Origin of the sequence: uncultured Shewanella sp. (assembly GCF_947501665.1) — a bacterium.
Classification (GTDB): Bacteria; Pseudomonadota; Gammaproteobacteria; order Enterobacterales; family Shewanellaceae; genus Shewanella.
Window position 1 is genome coordinate 169,882 of record NZ_CANMWS010000005.1, and the last position, 16,994, is coordinate 186,875.

At 38.7% G+C, this 16,994-nt stretch carries 18 protein-coding genes; 7 read left to right on the forward strand and 11 right to left on the reverse strand.

Annotated elements, in window-relative coordinates; translation table 11 throughout:
* Positions 1-15: 15 nt before the first annotated feature.
* From Q0976_RS05290 to Q0976_RS05305, 4 genes are all read right to left on the reverse strand, one after another.
* On the reverse strand, positions 16-186 hold the full coding sequence (locus Q0976_RS05290; RefSeq protein WP_299491775.1) for a hypothetical protein: 171 nt from the start codon (positions 184-186) through the stop codon (positions 16-18).
* A 76-nt stretch (positions 187-262) separates the two neighbouring features.
* On the reverse strand, positions 263-766 hold the full coding sequence (gene def, locus Q0976_RS05295; RefSeq protein ID WP_299491777.1) for a peptide deformylase: 504 nt from the start codon (positions 764-766) through the stop codon (positions 263-265).
* Positions 767-1,048: 282 nt separating this feature from the next.
* Entirely contained in the window at positions 1,049-2,041 is a 993-nt protein-coding gene (locus Q0976_RS05300) for a hypothetical protein (protein ID WP_299491779.1), read from the reverse strand.
* A 743-nt stretch (positions 2,042-2,784) separates the two neighbouring features.
* On the reverse strand, positions 2,785-3,810 hold the full coding sequence (locus Q0976_RS05305; protein WP_299491876.1) for a zinc-binding alcohol dehydrogenase family protein: 1,026 nt from the start codon (positions 3,808-3,810) through the stop codon (positions 2,785-2,787).
* Between the two features lie 101 nt (positions 3,811-3,911).
* On the opposite strand from Q0976_RS05305, the gene Q0976_RS05310 reads away from it, so the two are divergent.
* The gene (locus Q0976_RS05310) at positions 3,912-4,907 is read left to right on the forward strand and encodes a LysR family transcriptional regulator (protein WP_299491781.1); all 996 of its coding nucleotides are present in this window, start codon (positions 3,912-3,914) and stop codon (positions 4,905-4,907) included.
* A 49-nt stretch (positions 4,908-4,956) separates the two neighbouring features.
* Positions 4,957-5,433: a DoxX family protein gene (locus Q0976_RS05315; protein WP_299491783.1), complete on the forward strand. Its 477-nt coding sequence runs from the start codon at positions 4,957-4,959 to the stop codon at positions 5,431-5,433.
* 22 nt (positions 5,434-5,455) lie between these two features.
* On the opposite strand, the gene Q0976_RS05320 is transcribed toward Q0976_RS05315, so the two are convergent.
* Both Q0976_RS05320 and Q0976_RS05325 read right to left on the reverse strand, forming a co-directional pair.
* Complete coding sequence (locus tag Q0976_RS05320; protein ID WP_299491785.1) at positions 5,456-6,463, reverse strand: glutathione S-transferase family protein; 1,008 nt, start codon at positions 6,461-6,463, stop codon at positions 5,456-5,458.
* 77 nt (positions 6,464-6,540) lie between these two features.
* The gene (locus Q0976_RS05325) at positions 6,541-7,422 is read right to left on the reverse strand and encodes a pirin family protein (RefSeq protein WP_299491787.1); all 882 of its coding nucleotides are present in this window, start codon (positions 7,420-7,422) and stop codon (positions 6,541-6,543) included.
* A 222-nt stretch (positions 7,423-7,644) separates the two neighbouring features.
* Here Q0976_RS05325 and Q0976_RS05330 point away from each other — a divergent pair, with 222 nt between their 5' ends.
* Entirely contained in the window at positions 7,645-8,565 is a 921-nt protein-coding gene (locus Q0976_RS05330; protein WP_299491790.1) for a LysR family transcriptional regulator, read from the forward strand.
* Positions 8,566-8,670: 105 nt separating this feature from the next.
* On the opposite strand, the gene ompW is transcribed toward Q0976_RS05330, so the two are convergent.
* The 4 genes from ompW to tesB all read right to left on the reverse strand — a co-directional run bounded on the left by ompW (position 8,671) and on the right by tesB (position 11,742).
* Entirely contained in the window at positions 8,671-9,318 is a 648-nt protein-coding gene (ompW, locus tag Q0976_RS05335) for an outer membrane protein OmpW (RefSeq protein ID WP_299491792.1), read from the reverse strand.
* A gap of 153 nt (positions 9,319-9,471) precedes the next feature.
* Positions 9,472-9,846, reverse strand: a complete 375-nt coding sequence (locus Q0976_RS05340) for an STAS/SEC14 domain-containing protein (protein WP_299491794.1) — start codon at positions 9,844-9,846, stop codon at positions 9,472-9,474.
* Positions 9,847-10,444: 598 nt separating this feature from the next.
* Complete coding sequence (locus tag Q0976_RS05345; protein ID WP_299491796.1) at positions 10,445-10,846, reverse strand: YbaY family lipoprotein; 402 nt, start codon at positions 10,844-10,846, stop codon at positions 10,445-10,447.
* Between the two features lie 23 nt (positions 10,847-10,869).
* Positions 10,870-11,742, reverse strand: coding sequence for an acyl-CoA thioesterase II (gene tesB, locus Q0976_RS05350; RefSeq protein WP_299491798.1), 873 nt, complete (start codon positions 11,740-11,742; stop codon positions 10,870-10,872).
* Between the two features lie 412 nt (positions 11,743-12,154).
* Here tesB and Q0976_RS05355 point away from each other — a divergent pair, with 412 nt between their 5' ends.
* From Q0976_RS05355 to Q0976_RS05370, 4 genes are all read left to right on the forward strand, one after another.
* Positions 12,155-12,895 (forward strand): 5-oxoprolinase subunit PxpA, encoded by a 741-nt coding sequence (locus tag Q0976_RS05355; protein WP_299491800.1) that lies wholly within the window; start codon positions 12,155-12,157, stop codon positions 12,893-12,895.
* Between the two features lie 18 nt (positions 12,896-12,913).
* Positions 12,914-13,639, forward strand: coding sequence for a 5-oxoprolinase subunit PxpB (gene pxpB, locus Q0976_RS05360; RefSeq protein WP_299491802.1), 726 nt, complete (start codon positions 12,914-12,916; stop codon positions 13,637-13,639).
* Positions 13,621-14,556, forward strand: a complete 936-nt coding sequence (locus Q0976_RS05365) for a biotin-dependent carboxyltransferase family protein (RefSeq protein WP_299491804.1) — start codon at positions 13,621-13,623, stop codon at positions 14,554-14,556. The genes pxpB and Q0976_RS05365 overlap by 19 nt, the downstream gene beginning before the upstream one ends.
* 435 nt (positions 14,557-14,991) lie before the next feature.
* Positions 14,992-15,321, forward strand: a complete 330-nt coding sequence (locus Q0976_RS05370; RefSeq protein ID WP_299491806.1) for a hypothetical protein — start codon at positions 14,992-14,994, stop codon at positions 15,319-15,321.
* Between the two features lie 62 nt (positions 15,322-15,383).
* On the opposite strand, the gene purF is transcribed toward Q0976_RS05370, so the two are convergent.
* The gene (purF, locus tag Q0976_RS05375; protein ID WP_299491808.1) at positions 15,384-16,898 is read right to left on the reverse strand and encodes an amidophosphoribosyltransferase; all 1,515 of its coding nucleotides are present in this window, start codon (positions 16,896-16,898) and stop codon (positions 15,384-15,386) included.
* Positions 16,899-16,994 lie beyond the last annotated feature (96 nt).

Genomic DNA, 16,994 nt, shown 5'->3' on the forward strand with positions numbered 1-16,994 from the left:
TACATAAATAACCAATTATGAATACCCAAGATAATGCTGCAAAAAACCCATCACGAATTTTGATCCCACACCAATATCGACTTGAATACCTGCTTCTTTAAGAATATGAACACCTTTACCATTATTTCTTGGATCAGGATCAAGTATTGCCACCACAATGCGCTTAAGGCCACTTTGCGCTAACATCTGTGCACATGAAAGAGACGGGCAACCAATTTTCATCAGTCATTTTGATTATCATCAAAGAAGTGCATCATAAAACCTAACTGGCTTTTTTAAGTCGCTTAACCACTTTACTTACCGCTCTTTGACGCTTTAAAGGCGATAAATAATCAATAAATAAATGACCATGAAGATGATCGATTTCATGCTGCATGACAATAGCAAGAAAATCATCGCTCTCAATGGTCATGTCATTACCAAAACGATCTTGCGCTGTGACTGTCACAATAGAAAAGCGTTCTACATCCGCATAAAAATCCGGTATTGATAAACAGCCTTCTTGTCCCATCAGCTTATCTTCCCCCTTTGTCACCTGAGGATTAATTAAAATCAACGGCTCATCTCTATTGTCTGATATATCAATAATAACAATAGCTTCTTCACGGCCCACTTGTGTTGCAGCTAAACCTATACCGTTACTGGTGGCATATAATGTTTCCAGCATATCCTCAATGAGAGACTGTACAGAATTAAAGTCAACAACAAGCTTGGCTATATTTTTCAGCCGTAAATCTGGTGCCGTTAAAATCGTTAAAACAGCCATATTACTCCTCAATTAGCTAAATTCCATTTTAAAATAGTATACACTTGATTTAATTATACTAATAGAGTTTATATCCTATATTATCAAGAAGAAGCCGCTGTGTGCATCACCTCATTTTACGCCACTGAATCCGCCTTTGATGTTTGCCCTTATCTATTTCTAGTGAATCGCTCGTTATTCAATGCTACATCCTACCTTAATATAGGTGGGATATTGCACTTGCGAGTTGAATCCGCCGATTACCAATGTTCTTTGACACTCATTATCCCGAATTCAGGTTAACTAAAAGCTTAACTTAGGTATTTGTCCTGCTAAAGGAGAATAAGACTCGATTAATGATTTTAATTTATCCCCAAGAATGCCATTTGATAATACAGGTACACGGGTTTCATCAGTATCATAATTCAATTTTGACCATTCTGTCTTAAAAGACTGATATTGACCTTCTTCATGTAAACGACGGCTTGAAACTGACAGGTTTGCCACGGCAAAAATATCCAATTGCCGGCTGAATCGAGTAAAACCTCGATAAGTAAAGTGCTCAGAAACATGTAAATGAGCCAAGTTAACCAATTCATTCATCAAACTGTGGTATAACGTATTCTGATTGATAACGCTTAATAACAAAGTCATTTTAGCTGGAATAAAGCTCTCTTCATTCAAACAAACACTTTCTAAACAAGAGAGTGTCAGTACCCAACCACCTTGAGATAAACGCTCTACATGATTTAAATGAATATCAAACCCATTGTATTGAATTAACGCCAACCAACTGACAATGAGCTGAGTCATGTTTCCTTTTTCATCACGAATACTTTTGCTCAATAACATATTACTCATATCAGCCATTAAAGGTAAATCATGATGGCAATTAAAAGGAGTGCTTTTTATTTCCCCTTGCCTTAATACAAAAAGCTCACGTACTTCATGCTCTTTTGCTTTCTGCAACGCCAAAAATAAGGTTTGAATAATCTCAGATGTCGGAAGATTCGGTTCTACTCGCCATTTTCGACCATAAACAATTTTTTGATTAAGCTGAGTGCCAAGCTGTAGATAATTATCATAACCTATGATCCCCACTTGAATATACAATCCAAAGTCATCTTCACAGACAAAGATTGGGTATTTCTCATCATATTCAACATCCGTCACAATTTTTTCGACTGATTTCAATGAATGTTGAAATTGTAAATAGTGCTGAGGAATACATTCCTCCCCTTTATCATTCAGAAAAGTGGGGGCACCAAATAAGGGAAACTCGCCCTCTCTATACATCAATCTGTCCATTAAATACTACACTATAGTCTCTATAATATTTTCATCCTACTTATGATACAACCTTCAAAAATAAAGTTATAAATCAATAACTTTAGTAAGATTAAAATTAAAACTTCAAGTATCAACAATAAGGTTTAAATATATAGAAGATGATAAATAATTGGCATAAATCATATCGATAAAGATCAAATATGACTATATCCATTTAAACACCACTATGGTTTATTCATAGACCATTTTCACCACTCAACTGACTTTATTCTTAAAAATAACTTGTAATGCACTAATCATTCTTGTTAATTAAATATCAGGCTTATGCTCATTGCACACTTACACATCCAATATAATAAAAATATTAGTTAAATAATTATTTAGATTAACGGTAACTGTACTTGCTTTATTTAACCGCCACATCACTTAAGCAAATAATAATGTTGACAACAAGCTCTTTTCCTTATTGAAATAATCCTGTTGTTAAACTCTATTTAAAATAAGTTCGCTTGTTGGTTTCATTAAGTTAATCATCCATTTTTATCCATATAAAACAATTAAACTCAACTGAACAATATCAAGACAAAGCTCTTCTAATGGTTCCCGATGAGCAAAAACACCACACAAATAGAAGATAAAAATCGCAGTATTTAATGACATTGCTTATAATAAGCGAAGATCCACGAATAGACTTAACCTGATGTAATGCTCTCCTCCTCACGACAGCATCACATCAGGTGACTTAGCATTTAAAAGCCTTCTAATACTATTTTACCAATCGCACTACCAGCTTCTAATGCAGCATGAGCACTTCTTAAGTTTTCAGCATTGATTTTGCCTAAATGCTGACCTAACGTCGTTTGAATATGACCGTGATCCACAAGATCTGCTACATGGCTAAGTAATTTCCCTTGCGCTTGAAGATCCACTGCATGAAACATAGATCGGGCAAACATAAACTCCCAATGCAGGGATAAACTTTTTAGTTTTAACTGAGTCACATCAAGTGCTTTAGGATCGTCAATAATCGCAATTTTACCAAAAGGGGCCAGGAGCTCAGTATAAATCTTAAAATAAGTATCAGTGCTATTTAGACTGGCCACATGAGTCACAGCCCCTAAACCTAACGCATTTATTTGCTCAATGAGTGACTGAGTATGATCTATGACAAAATCTGCGCCTAATTTTTTCACCCAAGCTTGGGATCTTTCACGGGAAGCCGTGGCGATAATCGTTGCACCAGTGAGTTTTTTTACCAGCTGAATAAGCATAGAGCCAACGCCACCAGCCGCCCCCACCACTAAAATGATCTCATCAGACTTGCCAACAGTATCGATAGGTTGTCGCTTAATGCCTAAATGTTCAAATAACAATTCCCAAGCAGTAATTGCCGTTAATGGCAAAGCAGCCGCTTCACCAGCAGACAAACTTTTAGGTTTAATGCCAACAATACGCTCATCAACAAGTTGATATTCTGCATTACTGCCTTGTCGAGTAATATCACCGGCATAATACACTAAATCACCGGGCTGGAACTGCGTCACTAACTCACCCGTCGCAATCACTTCACCTACCGCATCCCAACCTAATATCTTTGGTGCTTGTTCTTTGGGCTCAGTGGTTAATCGCACTTTATAATCTGCAGGATTGACTGCTATAGCCTGTATTTTAACCAACAAATCTCTTCCTATGGCAATAGGCTGTTTAATATCAACATCAACTAATGCATCTGGGTTATCAATAGATAACGATTGGTAAAATCCTATCGCTTTCATCATTTTCTCTGACTGATTATTGGATGTATTGAGTATAGAACTTGATTTAACCCGGTTAAACAGGATAATGATTAATACTTTTTCAATAATTATTAGATAATATGTTAATTGAAGATCTTCAAATCATCTTAAAAGTAGCCGAGTTTCGCAGTATTACTGCCGCTGCAGCGAATTTAGACATGCGAACCGCCACAGCCAGTGTGGCAATTAAGCGAGTCGAAAAAGCCTTAGGCGCTGAGTTATTTATTCGCACGACAAGGCACTTGAGGCTATCAAGTGCAGGAGAGAAATATTTACCTCAATGTCAACAAGCACTTGATATGCTTGAACAAGCAAAATTAAATATGAAAGATGATCTTGGGATCATAGAGGGTGAACTGCGTATTGCACTGTCCTCAGACTTAGGCCGTAATATTGTTATTCCATGGCTCGATACCTTTATGGACACGTATCCTAACATCCGCTTACGCGCAAATGTCAGTGACAGTAATATTGATTTTTACCGTGACTCTGTTGATATGGCATTGCGATACGGTTCACCCAATGATGCTAATGTCTATGGTTTTAAAATTTGTCATGTCCCTCGCCTACTTTGCGCCACACCTGACTATCTAAAAACACATGGCACCCCTACACACCCTCAAGATCTCGCCTCTCATAATGGGCTTTTTTATCAACTGCAAGACATTATTAATGATGTATGGGACTTTTCATCACAAGAACCGACTAATCAAGATGCATCATTGACCAATCACTTACCTCAAAACTGCATTCAGTCAAAAAAAGACATTAAAATTAAAATGAATGGTAACCATGCCTCCAATGATGGCGATCTTGTCAGACGTTGGTGTATCGCAGGAAAAGGAGTTGCCCTCAAATCCTGCCTTGATATGTCTAATGATTTACTCTCAGGTAAAGTCATCAATATATTGCCCACATTTGTACCGACTCCAACAGAGTTGTGGCTTATTTTCCCCAGCCGTCAATCTATTACTCCAGCAGCCCGCTTACTCAGAGATACCTTACGAGAAAACTGTCGATATATTTTACAGCAGTTAGTTAAAAAAGGCATAGTAGATAAAAGCGTACTAAGATAAACAATACTCATAGAGAGCTGCTCAGATTTTCAATTCAAGGTCATTCACTATGCAATCTTTATCTTGGCTTAAAACTGATACCACCGCTTGGACAATTTTAATCCGATTATTAGTAGGCGCTATCGTTTTTTTCCCCGAAGGACTACAAAAACTATTTTACGGTGATATTTTAGGCGTTGGGCGATTTATTAAAATTGGCATTCCGTGGCCAGAGTTTTTTGGACCTTTTGTCGGCATTGTTGAAACCCTTTGCGGACTGCTTATCATCTTGGGTTTATTCACACGTCTCTCTGCTATCCCTCTTATTTTCATTATGCTCGTCGCAATCATATCCACAAAACTTCCTATTCTTTTGGGACATGACATATGGATATTTCACTTACCTGAGGGGATTCGCACTGGTTTTTGGGCCATGTCCCACGCGGCTCGAAATGATTTATGCATGTTACTGGCTTGCCTTTACTTACTCATCACTGGCGGTGGCCGCTTATCGATAGATTATTGGTTGAATAAGCGGCAATCATGAATGTTTTTTATCATCAATTATTTCAAAGTGCCAATTTAGGCCCCACAGGAACAATGCCTGTAGGATTAATCATTTTATGACTACCATAGTAATGGGCTTTAATGTGTGCCATATTCACTGTGTCACTGATCTTTGGGTAATGATATAGTCTGGATAAATAATCAGAAAGATGCGGATAATCGGCTATACGGCGAATATTACATTTAAAGTGCCCCACATACACCGCATCAAACCGAATAAGTGTGGTGAATAATCGCCAATCCGCTTCTGTCACATCATTACCTATCAAGTAATCTTGGGTCATTAATCGCTGTTCTAGCCTATCTAATGCCCCAAACAATTCCGTCACCGCCTCTTGATAAGCCTCTTGGGTCGTTGCAAACCCTGCGCGGTAAACACCATTATTAATTGAAGGGTAAATAACATTATTCATGTCATCTATCTGCGCTAATTTAGCATTAGGACAAAAATCACCTTCAATTGCACCTATTTCATCAAACGCACTATTGAACATGCGAATAATTTCCGATGACTCATTACTGACAATTTGGTGTGTTTTTTTATCCCACAATATCGGCACCGTGACCCTCCCGGTAAAATCAGGCACTGATTGAGTGTACACTTGATGAAGATATTGCTTACCGTTAACGTCATCCTGACTCGCCATATGCTCATCCAATGAATGAAATAGGCTCATATGCAAGTCATTCACTGCTCGCCCTTCATTAATAGTACCAAAACGCCAGCCATGCTCCCCCATATGAGCATGTACAACAGAGACGCTAATCATCCTATCAAGCCCTTTCAAACTTCTATAAATCAAAGTTCTATGGGCCCATGGGCAGGCTAATGACACATATAAATGATAGCGACCGGCTTCAGCTTTAAATCCCGGTTTACCTGATGGACCCGCACGACCATCTGCTGTCACCCAATGACGAAACCCCGATTCAGCTCGTTTAAATTGGCCTTTATTTGACTCAGTATCGTACCAGTCAGTATGCCACTCACCTTCAATTAATAGTCCCATGATATCACTCCCAAATAATTATCACTGTTAACTCAAGCTCCCACTCAAACAACCATTAAACAACCATTAAAAATCATTCAAAATCGCCCTTGACGATAATCACTAAACGCTTGCATCACCTGAGCTTGTGTATTCATCACAAAAGGGCCACTTCGTTCAACCGTCTCATTCAGAGGTTTCCCCGAAATCAATAAGCATTTCGCTCCTCGCTCCCCCGCTTGAATTTGCACTTGGCTGCCTTTGGTTAATATGCCTAATGCTTTTTGATTAAGAACAGCATCACTTCCGACTAATTGAATATCACCGGCTATGACATAGATAAAACTATTATCATCATAAGGTAAATCTTGAATAAAAGTCGTTTGAGCTGGTAAGGATATATCTAAATAAGTGGGTTTAACCCAAAGGTTATTCACACCGCCAACAGTGCCACTATTGGTTTTCCCTGCAATGACTTTAATCATTTGCCCTTGCTGACCTTGCTCTATTGGTATGTCTGATGCAATAAACTCTTGATAAGCTGGCGAACACATTTTATTGACCCCAGGTAAATTAACCCATAACTGAAAACCTTGTAATAATCCTTCTTGCTGCTCTGGCATTTCAGAATGAATAATCCCCTTTCCTGCGGTCATCCATTGCACGCCTCCTGCACTTATTACCCCTTCATTACCTTGATTATCTTTATGACGCATCTTACCTGCTAGCATATACGTCACGGTTTCAAACCCTCGGTGAGGATGACTTGGAAAACCACCAATATAATCTTGCGGTTGATCAGATAAAAACTCATCTAATAATAAAAAAGGGTCAAGCATCATCAAAGTCTGCGTACCAATCAAGCGATTAATCTTCACTCCGTCGCCATCCGATACTGCTTGACCTTGAATTTGCGTTTTCCACATTCTGGATACATGCTGATATTCATCTGCATGTAATGGGGTTAATTCTACTGACATAGCGTTTAGCTCCTATTATTGATTCAAGAAGACGCCCCCTGAATAAAAGTCATCTTCTTAACTTAATGACATCCATCATATGTGTTGACTATTTGCGAATAAACATAAAAAATATTAAATAACTATTCTATATTAGTGAACAATCTATCACTGAGTGTCGGCATCAATTAAGCTCAACATTCAACCGAATTAAATATTTAAACGGCTAAATAAGGAAGAATAATGGGTCAATTAGAAGATATGACCGTTTTCACGCGAGTCGTTGAAGCAGGTAGCATTACTCGTGCAGCCGAGCAACTTAATATGGCAAAATCGGCCATCAGTAAGCGTTTATCAGAATTAGAAAACAGGCTGGGGATAAAACTTATCACCCGCACCACGAGACAATCGAGTATTACTGAAGCGGGTCAAACGTATTATCAACGGTGTAAATTGATTATCGATGAAGTTGAAGAAATGAACTGTCATGTCTCAAGTCAAGTGCGCTCGTTACAAGGCACCCTTAAAATTGCCGCGCCATTATCATTTGGGATCCATCATCTCACCCCCGTGCTCGATATTTTCATGCAACAACACCCCGAACTCACCTTAGAAGTGGATTTTTCTGATCGCAAAGTTGATATTGTTGAACAAGGTGTCGATCTTGCTTTTCGTATTACTCAACCTTATCGACCTATCATCGATGACTCTCGTTTACAGGCCAGAAATATTGTCCCCATTAAACACATTCTGTGTGCAAGCCCCGGTTATTTAGCGAAGCACGGCACCCCACACACATTGGAAGCCCTTAAAAAGCATCAATTGCTAAAGTATCAACACACAAATAACAGTGGATTGTTACTCACAGATAAGAACGGTAAGCAACATAAGCTGCAACTTGAGGCACATTTTACTGCAAACAATGGAGAAGTGCTGAAATACCTAGCAGAGTCTGATCACGGGATCGTTGATTTACCCACGTTTATTACCTGGCAAGCCATTAAAAATAAAACCTTAGTGCCTGTCTTACCTGATTACCAACTGGTCGAACTGCAGGCCTATGCACTGTATCCAGAAAATCGCTACCTGCCTTTAAAAGTACGCCGTTTAATTGACTTTCTTATCGAACGCTTCAGTCAGTCTCCCTATTGGGATACTGACTGATTTGAATATGTGGCAACACGCTAAAAAAATAGCTAAATGATAAATAGCAACATAACATCATGCTGCTATTTATCAGTAGCTCATCATAGCCTTATATCAAAACCCTCAGAACACATATCCCACACTGACCATATAGACCCAAGGATCAATATTTGTATCTATGGTCACTGATTCACCTGATAATTTAAAACTCGCATCGGTATCAATATCAGCATACCAAATAGAGCCATTAAGCAACCATTTATCGGTTAGTTGATAATCCAAACCCACTTGCCCGGCAAGTCCCCAAGAATTTGACAAACTAATATCGCTCAAAGTCCCATCCAGATCATTGGTAAATTTAGTGTCATAAAAATTGGTATAGTTTATCCCTATACCAATATAGGGTCTAAATGCTGATGTGACATCGCCAAAATGATATTGCACCACTAAAGTTGGCGGTAATTGTTTGGTTTCAGCAATATTACCAATATTAGGCAATGATATATTATGGCTAAACGGACTGGCCGCTAACAGTTCAATACCAATATTATCAGTAAATAAATACGCAAAATTCAGTCCTAGTTGCGTATCACTACTCACATCAAATTCCCCCAAACCTGCAACATCTTGACTTGAGGCATTTGGCGCAACCACCGCCACTCCGGCACGAACAATAATATCACCCGCTTGTATCGCATTTGCCGAAGCCGATAAACTCAGTGCGACTAACCCGATAGCAACAGCATTAGAAAGTCTATTCTTTTTCATCATTTCACCTTTATCACTGCATTGTTACAGTTTTTATTGATAGATGAAGCATGCCTATGAATAAGACTTATCATTTTGATCTATATCAAAGTCACTCAATCAGCGAACCAAGAAACGTAAAAACCATGAATAAGATCACAATTTAGTCTTATACACTCAGACATTTAACCATTCCAACGCTAAGCCAATATCCTCAAAATATTGTATCTCTCCCGAAATAAACCAAGTACCCATTTTAGCCATGACCTCTTGCCAACGTTTATCACCATAAATCGCTATTTTGTCGAACTCATTACCATGTTTTAATCCCAGCTTAAAATCATCCCAAGCGGCCCTGACTTCCCAGCCTTCTAGTTCATAAGCATCCACCAAGACTTTCACTTTGGGGTGAGCCACTTCTTTTAATGCTGAGTCAATCATGGGGGTAATACGCAAATAATCTTCATGTGTTAACTTTCCAACGGCCTTCAAAGATAAAAAAAAGTTACTATCCACACGCTCAATGCCTATCGACAATCCATGTTTTTCCATTTATCGCTACCTTTATTCAATGTCATCTCTATTAGAGAATAGCCTATCCAACACCAAATGAAGAGATGGGCACCAGCCAACCGACAAGGGCATAATAGCACCCATCACTCTGCCCTTTTCATCAGCAAAGTCAGCCAGATTGAGCTACAATGTTAGAGGCTGCTAAATTAAATCAAAATGAAATATCAAGTTCACAAAAGTGAAATGAGTCAATGAAAAAATAACGGTAACAATCTAAGGAGAGATTATGTCTATTCGAGAAGGACTACTAATCATTGGGCTTGCATTAACCATTTTAGGTGTACTTACTGCTGTCATTAACATTTAACCATTCACCACACGTCAATATCAACATCTAACTACAATCCAAAAAACATCAGAAGACAATAGCAAGGGAGCCTTAATTGGCTACTCTGCTAATGCTTCAAGAAAGACTCGACTCACTTTTCTATTGTTTAATCTGTATTAAACAGCCGCATCATAGCCAGACTCATTCGCTCCATTGTCACAGCTTACACAGTTAACGTTTAATCTAACAAAAAGCTTAGATGAATAATAATGAGCTCTACACTGAGAGCTCATTTAAAAAAGTCACCTATTAACGTTTTGGAACCATAACAGGCTTCATGATGACTTCAGTGGTCGTTTTGCCATTGTTAATCACAGAATATTGATCATAGGTCTGAAAAATAACTTGATTTTGATATAAAATCATCGCAACCACTCCATAGTTAATGGATGAGTCAATACTGTCTGCTGGTAAAGTAAACTTAAACGGCACCGGTACTCTGGCTATATTAAAGGTCTTTTGAGCAATAATCGTGCCTTTTTTGTCTAAATCAATGATAGCAATAACAATACTACTGCCTTGTGGTAAATTAATATCTTCTAGATATCCAGCAGCACCATTAACAACAACAGGCTTGGGAGGCGTCACCGTTACACAAGCCGATAACAGTAACACGCCCACTAAAATGATACTTCTTTTTATGATTGACATGGTTTTCCTTCTTAAATAATGCATTATTTTACGACATTGTGTTTCATTCGAATTAATCCTTCTTGTGTGGCCGATGCAAGCAACTCTCCTTGTTGATTAAAAAACTGCCCTTTAACTAATCCTCTTCCACCACATGCATTAGGACTATCCACACTGTAAAGCACCCAATCACTTAAGTCGAAGGAGCGATGAAACCACATAGCATGATCAATAGTCGCCATTTTAATACCTGGGGTTAAAAAAGACTTTCCATGAGGCTGCAATGCAGTCACCAAAAAATTAAAATCTGACGCATAAGCCAGCAAATAATCTTGTAGACAAGGATCCGTTGGCATTTTACCCTTAGCTTTTAACCATACATAGCGTTTAGCCGGTTTTTTGTCTGATGTCATATCATTCATCGGCTCAAGCAAACGCATTTCCAAGGGTGATTCAGCCATTAAATGATCAAAAACAGACTGTGGTAATTGTGCTTTTAATTTTTGTGCTAAATCCTGTTTATTTAACAATGTTTCTGGCCCAGGTATATTAGGCATTGTATCTTGATGTTCAAAACCCACTTCAGGTTCCTGAAAAGAGCAGGTCATATAAAAAATAGGACGTCCTTTTTGAATCGCTTTAACCCGTCTTGCACTAAAACTTCCTCCATCCCTAATAATTTCAACATCATAAATAATAGGTAAATGTTCATCACCCGGACGTAAAAAGTAAGAGTGCAGTGAATGAACCTGTCTATTGGTTTTCAGCGTTTGTTTCGCTGCACTCAATGCTTGCCCCATCACTTGACCACCAAACACATGCCCAAAACCTAAATCTAGACTTTGGCCTCGAAAAAGCCCCTCTTCGAGCCGCTCTAAAGACAACAAAGACAGCAACTCACTTAACACTTGACTCATTCCATTCCCTTACTCATAAACGCTTAACAAGAATTCTACTACTGATATAGACTGATTTCGACTGGTAGACAGATTATTTCTTACCCCTTCATGTATAAAAATTGGTTATTTCATACATCAACGATTAAATAAAAGACGTCACATCAATGCTCAAGCGAAATGTAAAGACTAAAGAATAAAGAATAAAGAATAAAGAATAATCAATAGTAACGATTAAATATAATAAAATCAGCTTAAGCACATAATAAAAAAAACATGAAACATATTAATGCTAACTAACTTATAGATTTCACCTATTATTATATTTAGTGACAAATTCCGTAAAGATCCTGTCTATTCACTAGCCATGCTCTTATTGTCGACACTCAGAGCAGCAACAATATCTAGATTAGTGTAAAGGTAAGCCAGCAACATGAAATTAAATTGCGACATGGGCGAAAGTTACGGAATATGGAAAATGGGCGATGATAATGCCTTAATGCCATGGATTGACATGGCAAATATTGCATGTGGATTTCATGCATCTGATCCTAATATTATGGCTGAAACCATTTCACAGGCCAAAACACATCAAGTCATGATTGGCGCGCACATTAGTTATCATGACAAACAAGGTTTCGGCAGACGCAGTATTCCTCATACACTACCAGAAATCGCTCACTTAGTGGCATATCAATGTGGAGCCTTAATGACGCTCTGTCAACTTCAACAAACCAATATGACCTATATTAAACCTCATGGCGCATTACATTATGATATGATGACAAAAGTAGAAGTATTTGAAACCATTATACGGACAATCTCGAAAATCAATGCCAGCTTATCTGCTCCACTCAAACTGATCATTCAAAGTACACTCGATAATATTCCTTATGAAGCCATAGCCCAATACCATAATGTAGAACTGATATTGGAAGCCTTTGCCGATAGAGCATATGATAATCATGGTTTACTGCTTCCTCGCTCTCAACCTGATGCTATCTTAAAAAGTGCAAAACATATCAAGCAACAGAGTTTAAACTTAAGTCAAGGCTTTGTGAAAACCTATGAAGGTCGTATTATTGATTTACATGCCGATACATTATGCATTCATAGCGATAACGACACCTCTGTAGAAGAAATTGCCGCTATCCATCGAATGCTTAACCCATAAAGTACACCAATAAAAAAGATGATAACTATTCAGCCTATCGCAGAAGACAGCCTTATTGTCTACTTTAAGAATACGATTGATTTATCAGTAACACACACTATCATGCAGCTGGTGGACCAGCTCATATCTCACACTGTATCTGATGTTTTCCTTGATAAAATCAAACAAAATATACTTGAAATCACACCGTCATATACCAGCATATTAATCCAATACCGGGCTTCACAAATAAGTTTTGATGAGATAAAAACCGCACTGAATCAATGGGATAAAAAAAAGGCCACCTCAACATTTAGCTCCCCCTCATTGGTGCATACATTACCGGTTTATTACGCCACAGAAGTGGGACCTGACCTCCCCCATTTAGCCAAGCGACATCATTTAAATCCAGACGACATCATTCGATACCACTGTGAAGAAGAATATCATGTCTATGCTATCGGTTTTGCCCCAGGCTTTGCCTTCTTAGGAAGGGTTAATCCCCGTATTGCCACTCCACGTAGAGATTCTCCCAGATTGAGTATTCCTGCAGGGAGTGTGGGTATCGCCGATCAGCAAACTGCCGTTTACCCCAATCACACACCTGGAGGTTGGCAGATCATCGGCAATTGTCCAACCCCCCTATTCGATGTGACAGCCTTACCTATGACGCCATTCAAAGTGGGTGACAAAGTCAAATTTACCCCGATATCTAAAACGGAGTATATTAAACAAGGAGGCAAAATTTGCAGCAACTGGAAGTAGTTGCACCCGGTCCAATGAGCTTAATACAAGACTTAGGTCGCTTTGGAGGCTCAAGGCACGGACTTTCTCAGGGCGGCCCTGTTGATCTTCATGCCTATTGCTGGGCAAACTATTTATTAAATAATGCAATGACCTGCTCTCAAATAGAGATCACTCTAGGGCAAGCGAGCTTTAAGGCACATGATGATCTCTTGTGCAGTCTGACAGGCGCAGATACAAAAGCAAACATAGATGGCAACCCACTTGCTCCTTGGCAAAGTTTTCTCCTGAAAAAAAATCAAACACTCACATTAGGTTATCCCACAAAAGGCCTACGTAGCTATTTAGCCATTAAAAATGGTATTAATGCACCACAAATATTAAACAGTACCGCTACCGTACTGCGGGATGACATAGGTACCAAAGCACTAAAATCAGGAGATCAGTTAAATATTTCTCCACCTTTTATTCCACACTCATTAAATAACAATCATATTCAACATATTATCCCGTCACAGTTTCGTCCCCAATACTGTGATACCATCACATTAAACGTGCTTGGCGCTTATCAAGAAGATCTATTTTCAGCAGCAGATAAGCACACTTTTTATCACTCTACCTATACGGTTAGCCCTTATTGCGACCGTATGGGATGCCGCTTAACAGGCCCCGCTATCGTATCCCAAAAGCCGCATTTTATTTCCGAACCTATTGCTTATGGTGCCATTCAAATCCCACCTAACGGTCAACCTATTATCTTATTAAACGATAGACAAACATTAGGGGGGTATTTAAAAATAGGCTGTGTCGCAAAAATCGACTTACCTAAACTCGCTCAAGCTAAACCCGATACACACATTCATTTTACTCGCGCTAATAGACTTGAAGCTCAACAAAAATGGTTAGCGTTCATTCAGTTTTTCAATCTGCCTTTTTGAATAATAACTCTACAAAACCTGAACAATTAATCAACACTCATTCAGTTAAGGTTAAGTAAATTGGGCGTATTTTGTTCAATGTTGATAATCTAATTATTGAGTATTTATTATGTTAGTCAATCAGAACAAACATAGCAGATTAAGACCCTTCTACGCTCAAAACTCGACAACTCCTGCAAAACATGGGATAGAGAATCAAGATAGCAGGGTATCTTTCAAGGCCGAAAAAATCAGTAAAAACCTATCCAGTGTGGCTTATTTCGTCGGCTCGCTCTATTTATTACTTATCGCCACTATCATTACAGGGCAATTATTGACATAGTTTATCGAGAGCGTTCATTTATACCCGTGATACTTGAAGATGCCTGAGTAAGTAAATAAGTGATCATTCCACGGGAATGAAAAAGACTATAGATAAACCATGAAACAGATAATATGCAGTCTCATTATTTATTAGTACAACGCGCTAAAATGCTCTGCATACAAGCAAATGCAATCAATAGTGAAGATGAAAAAAGTGATCTCTGCCATAGTATCAATACAATAGTGAAACACTTTATTTGTGGCGAATATTGCTATGATGGCGACACCTTAAATAAAGTGCAGCGTATTCAATATCATTTACTCACTTATTTACACCAACCTTTAAGAACGAAAAATGCGCTTTTTCATTATGAACAAGCCTTATGTGAAGTTGAGTTGTTATTTATCTCTCTCAAAGATCAGGGCTTAATTGAAGAAGAAAACTTGCGACCGATACATTAAATAAAAAACCGAAGCGATAATGCTTCGGTTTTTTATTTGTCATTTACGGTGAACTTTAGCCGTTAAGGGTGACACACGTTATGCATTTCAAGGTTAGTCCCCAAGTCACGATTACGATCAGCTTTTGCATCATCACTACGTAACTGAGTCAGATGATCTAAATAAGCTTGGTCAACATCGTTTGTAACATACTTACCATCAAAAACTGACGTTTCAAATGTGGTGATTTGCGGATTCTCTTGGCGGACAGCTTCCACTAAATCCTCTAAAGATTGGAAAATCATACCGTCAGCCCCAATCAATTTCGCAATCGCGTCGACATCACGGCCATGGGCAATCAATTCATTTGTCGTTGGCATATCAATACCGTAAACATTAGGGAAACGAATTTCAGGCGCAGCAGAAGCAAAATACACTTTTTTTGCACCAGCTTCTCGGGCCATCTCAATGATCTGCTCAGAGGTGGTGCCTCGCACAATGGAATCATCCACTAGTAATACATTTTTGCCTTTAAACTCGGCATTAATAGCGTTTAATTTACGGCGTACTGATTTTTTACGCTCTTGTTGACCCGGCATAATAAAAGTTCGCCCGATATAACGGTTTTTGACAAAACCTTGTCGGTAAGGTAAATCTAAATCTCGCGCAATTTCTAGCGCAATATCACAAGAAGTTTCTGGAATGGGGATCACCACATCGATATCATTATCTTCCCATTCTCTTTTTATTTTCTGTCCAAGCATCTTCCCCATATTCACTCGACTGCCGTAAACAGAAATTTTATCTAAAGTCGAATCTGGACGAGCAAAATAAACAAATTCAAAGATACAAGGTACATAACTGGGTGATTCTGCACATTGACGGGTAAAAAGCTGCCCATCCAAAGTAATATAGATGGCTTCACCTGGGGCAACATCACGGATCACCTCAAAACCGACAGCATCAAGTGCAACACTTTCTGAGGCCACCATATATTCGGTTCCCCCTTCTGTCTCATGTTTGCCTAACACCAAAGGGCGAATACCAAAAGGATCGCGAAATGCAACTAAACCTTGGCCAATAATCATAGCAGCAACGGCATAAGCACCTCGAGTAATAGCATGAACTTGACTCACTGCATCAAAAACGTCATCAGCACTCAATATTTGACTCTTAGTATGCTGTAATTCATCGGCCAGTAAATTTAACAGCACTTCAGAATCAGAAGTCGTATTGACATGTCTACGTTGCTTAACTAAGCGTTCACAAAGCTCTTGAGCATTGGTCAAATTACCATTATGAGCAATAGAAATACCAAAAGGAGAGTTAACATAAAAAGGCTGAGCTTCTGATGCACTCGAGCTCCCAGCAGTCGGATATCGTACATGACCAATCCCCGCTTTCCCCTGTAGGCGTTGCATATGTTTAGACTCAAAAACGTCTTTAACTAAGCCATTGGCTTTACGTAATCTAAACGCTGCTCCATCTATAGTCACAATACCTGCAGCATCTTGCCCTCGATGCTGTAGCACAGTCAAGGCATCATAAATGGTTTGATTAACCGACGACTGACCGACTATTCCGACAATACCACACATAGGTGAGCTTCCTCATTGTAAGATGTTCTATCATTTTAATAAAAAATATTGACCCAACACATATGCAATCAATACTATTTTTCATGCCGTTGATGA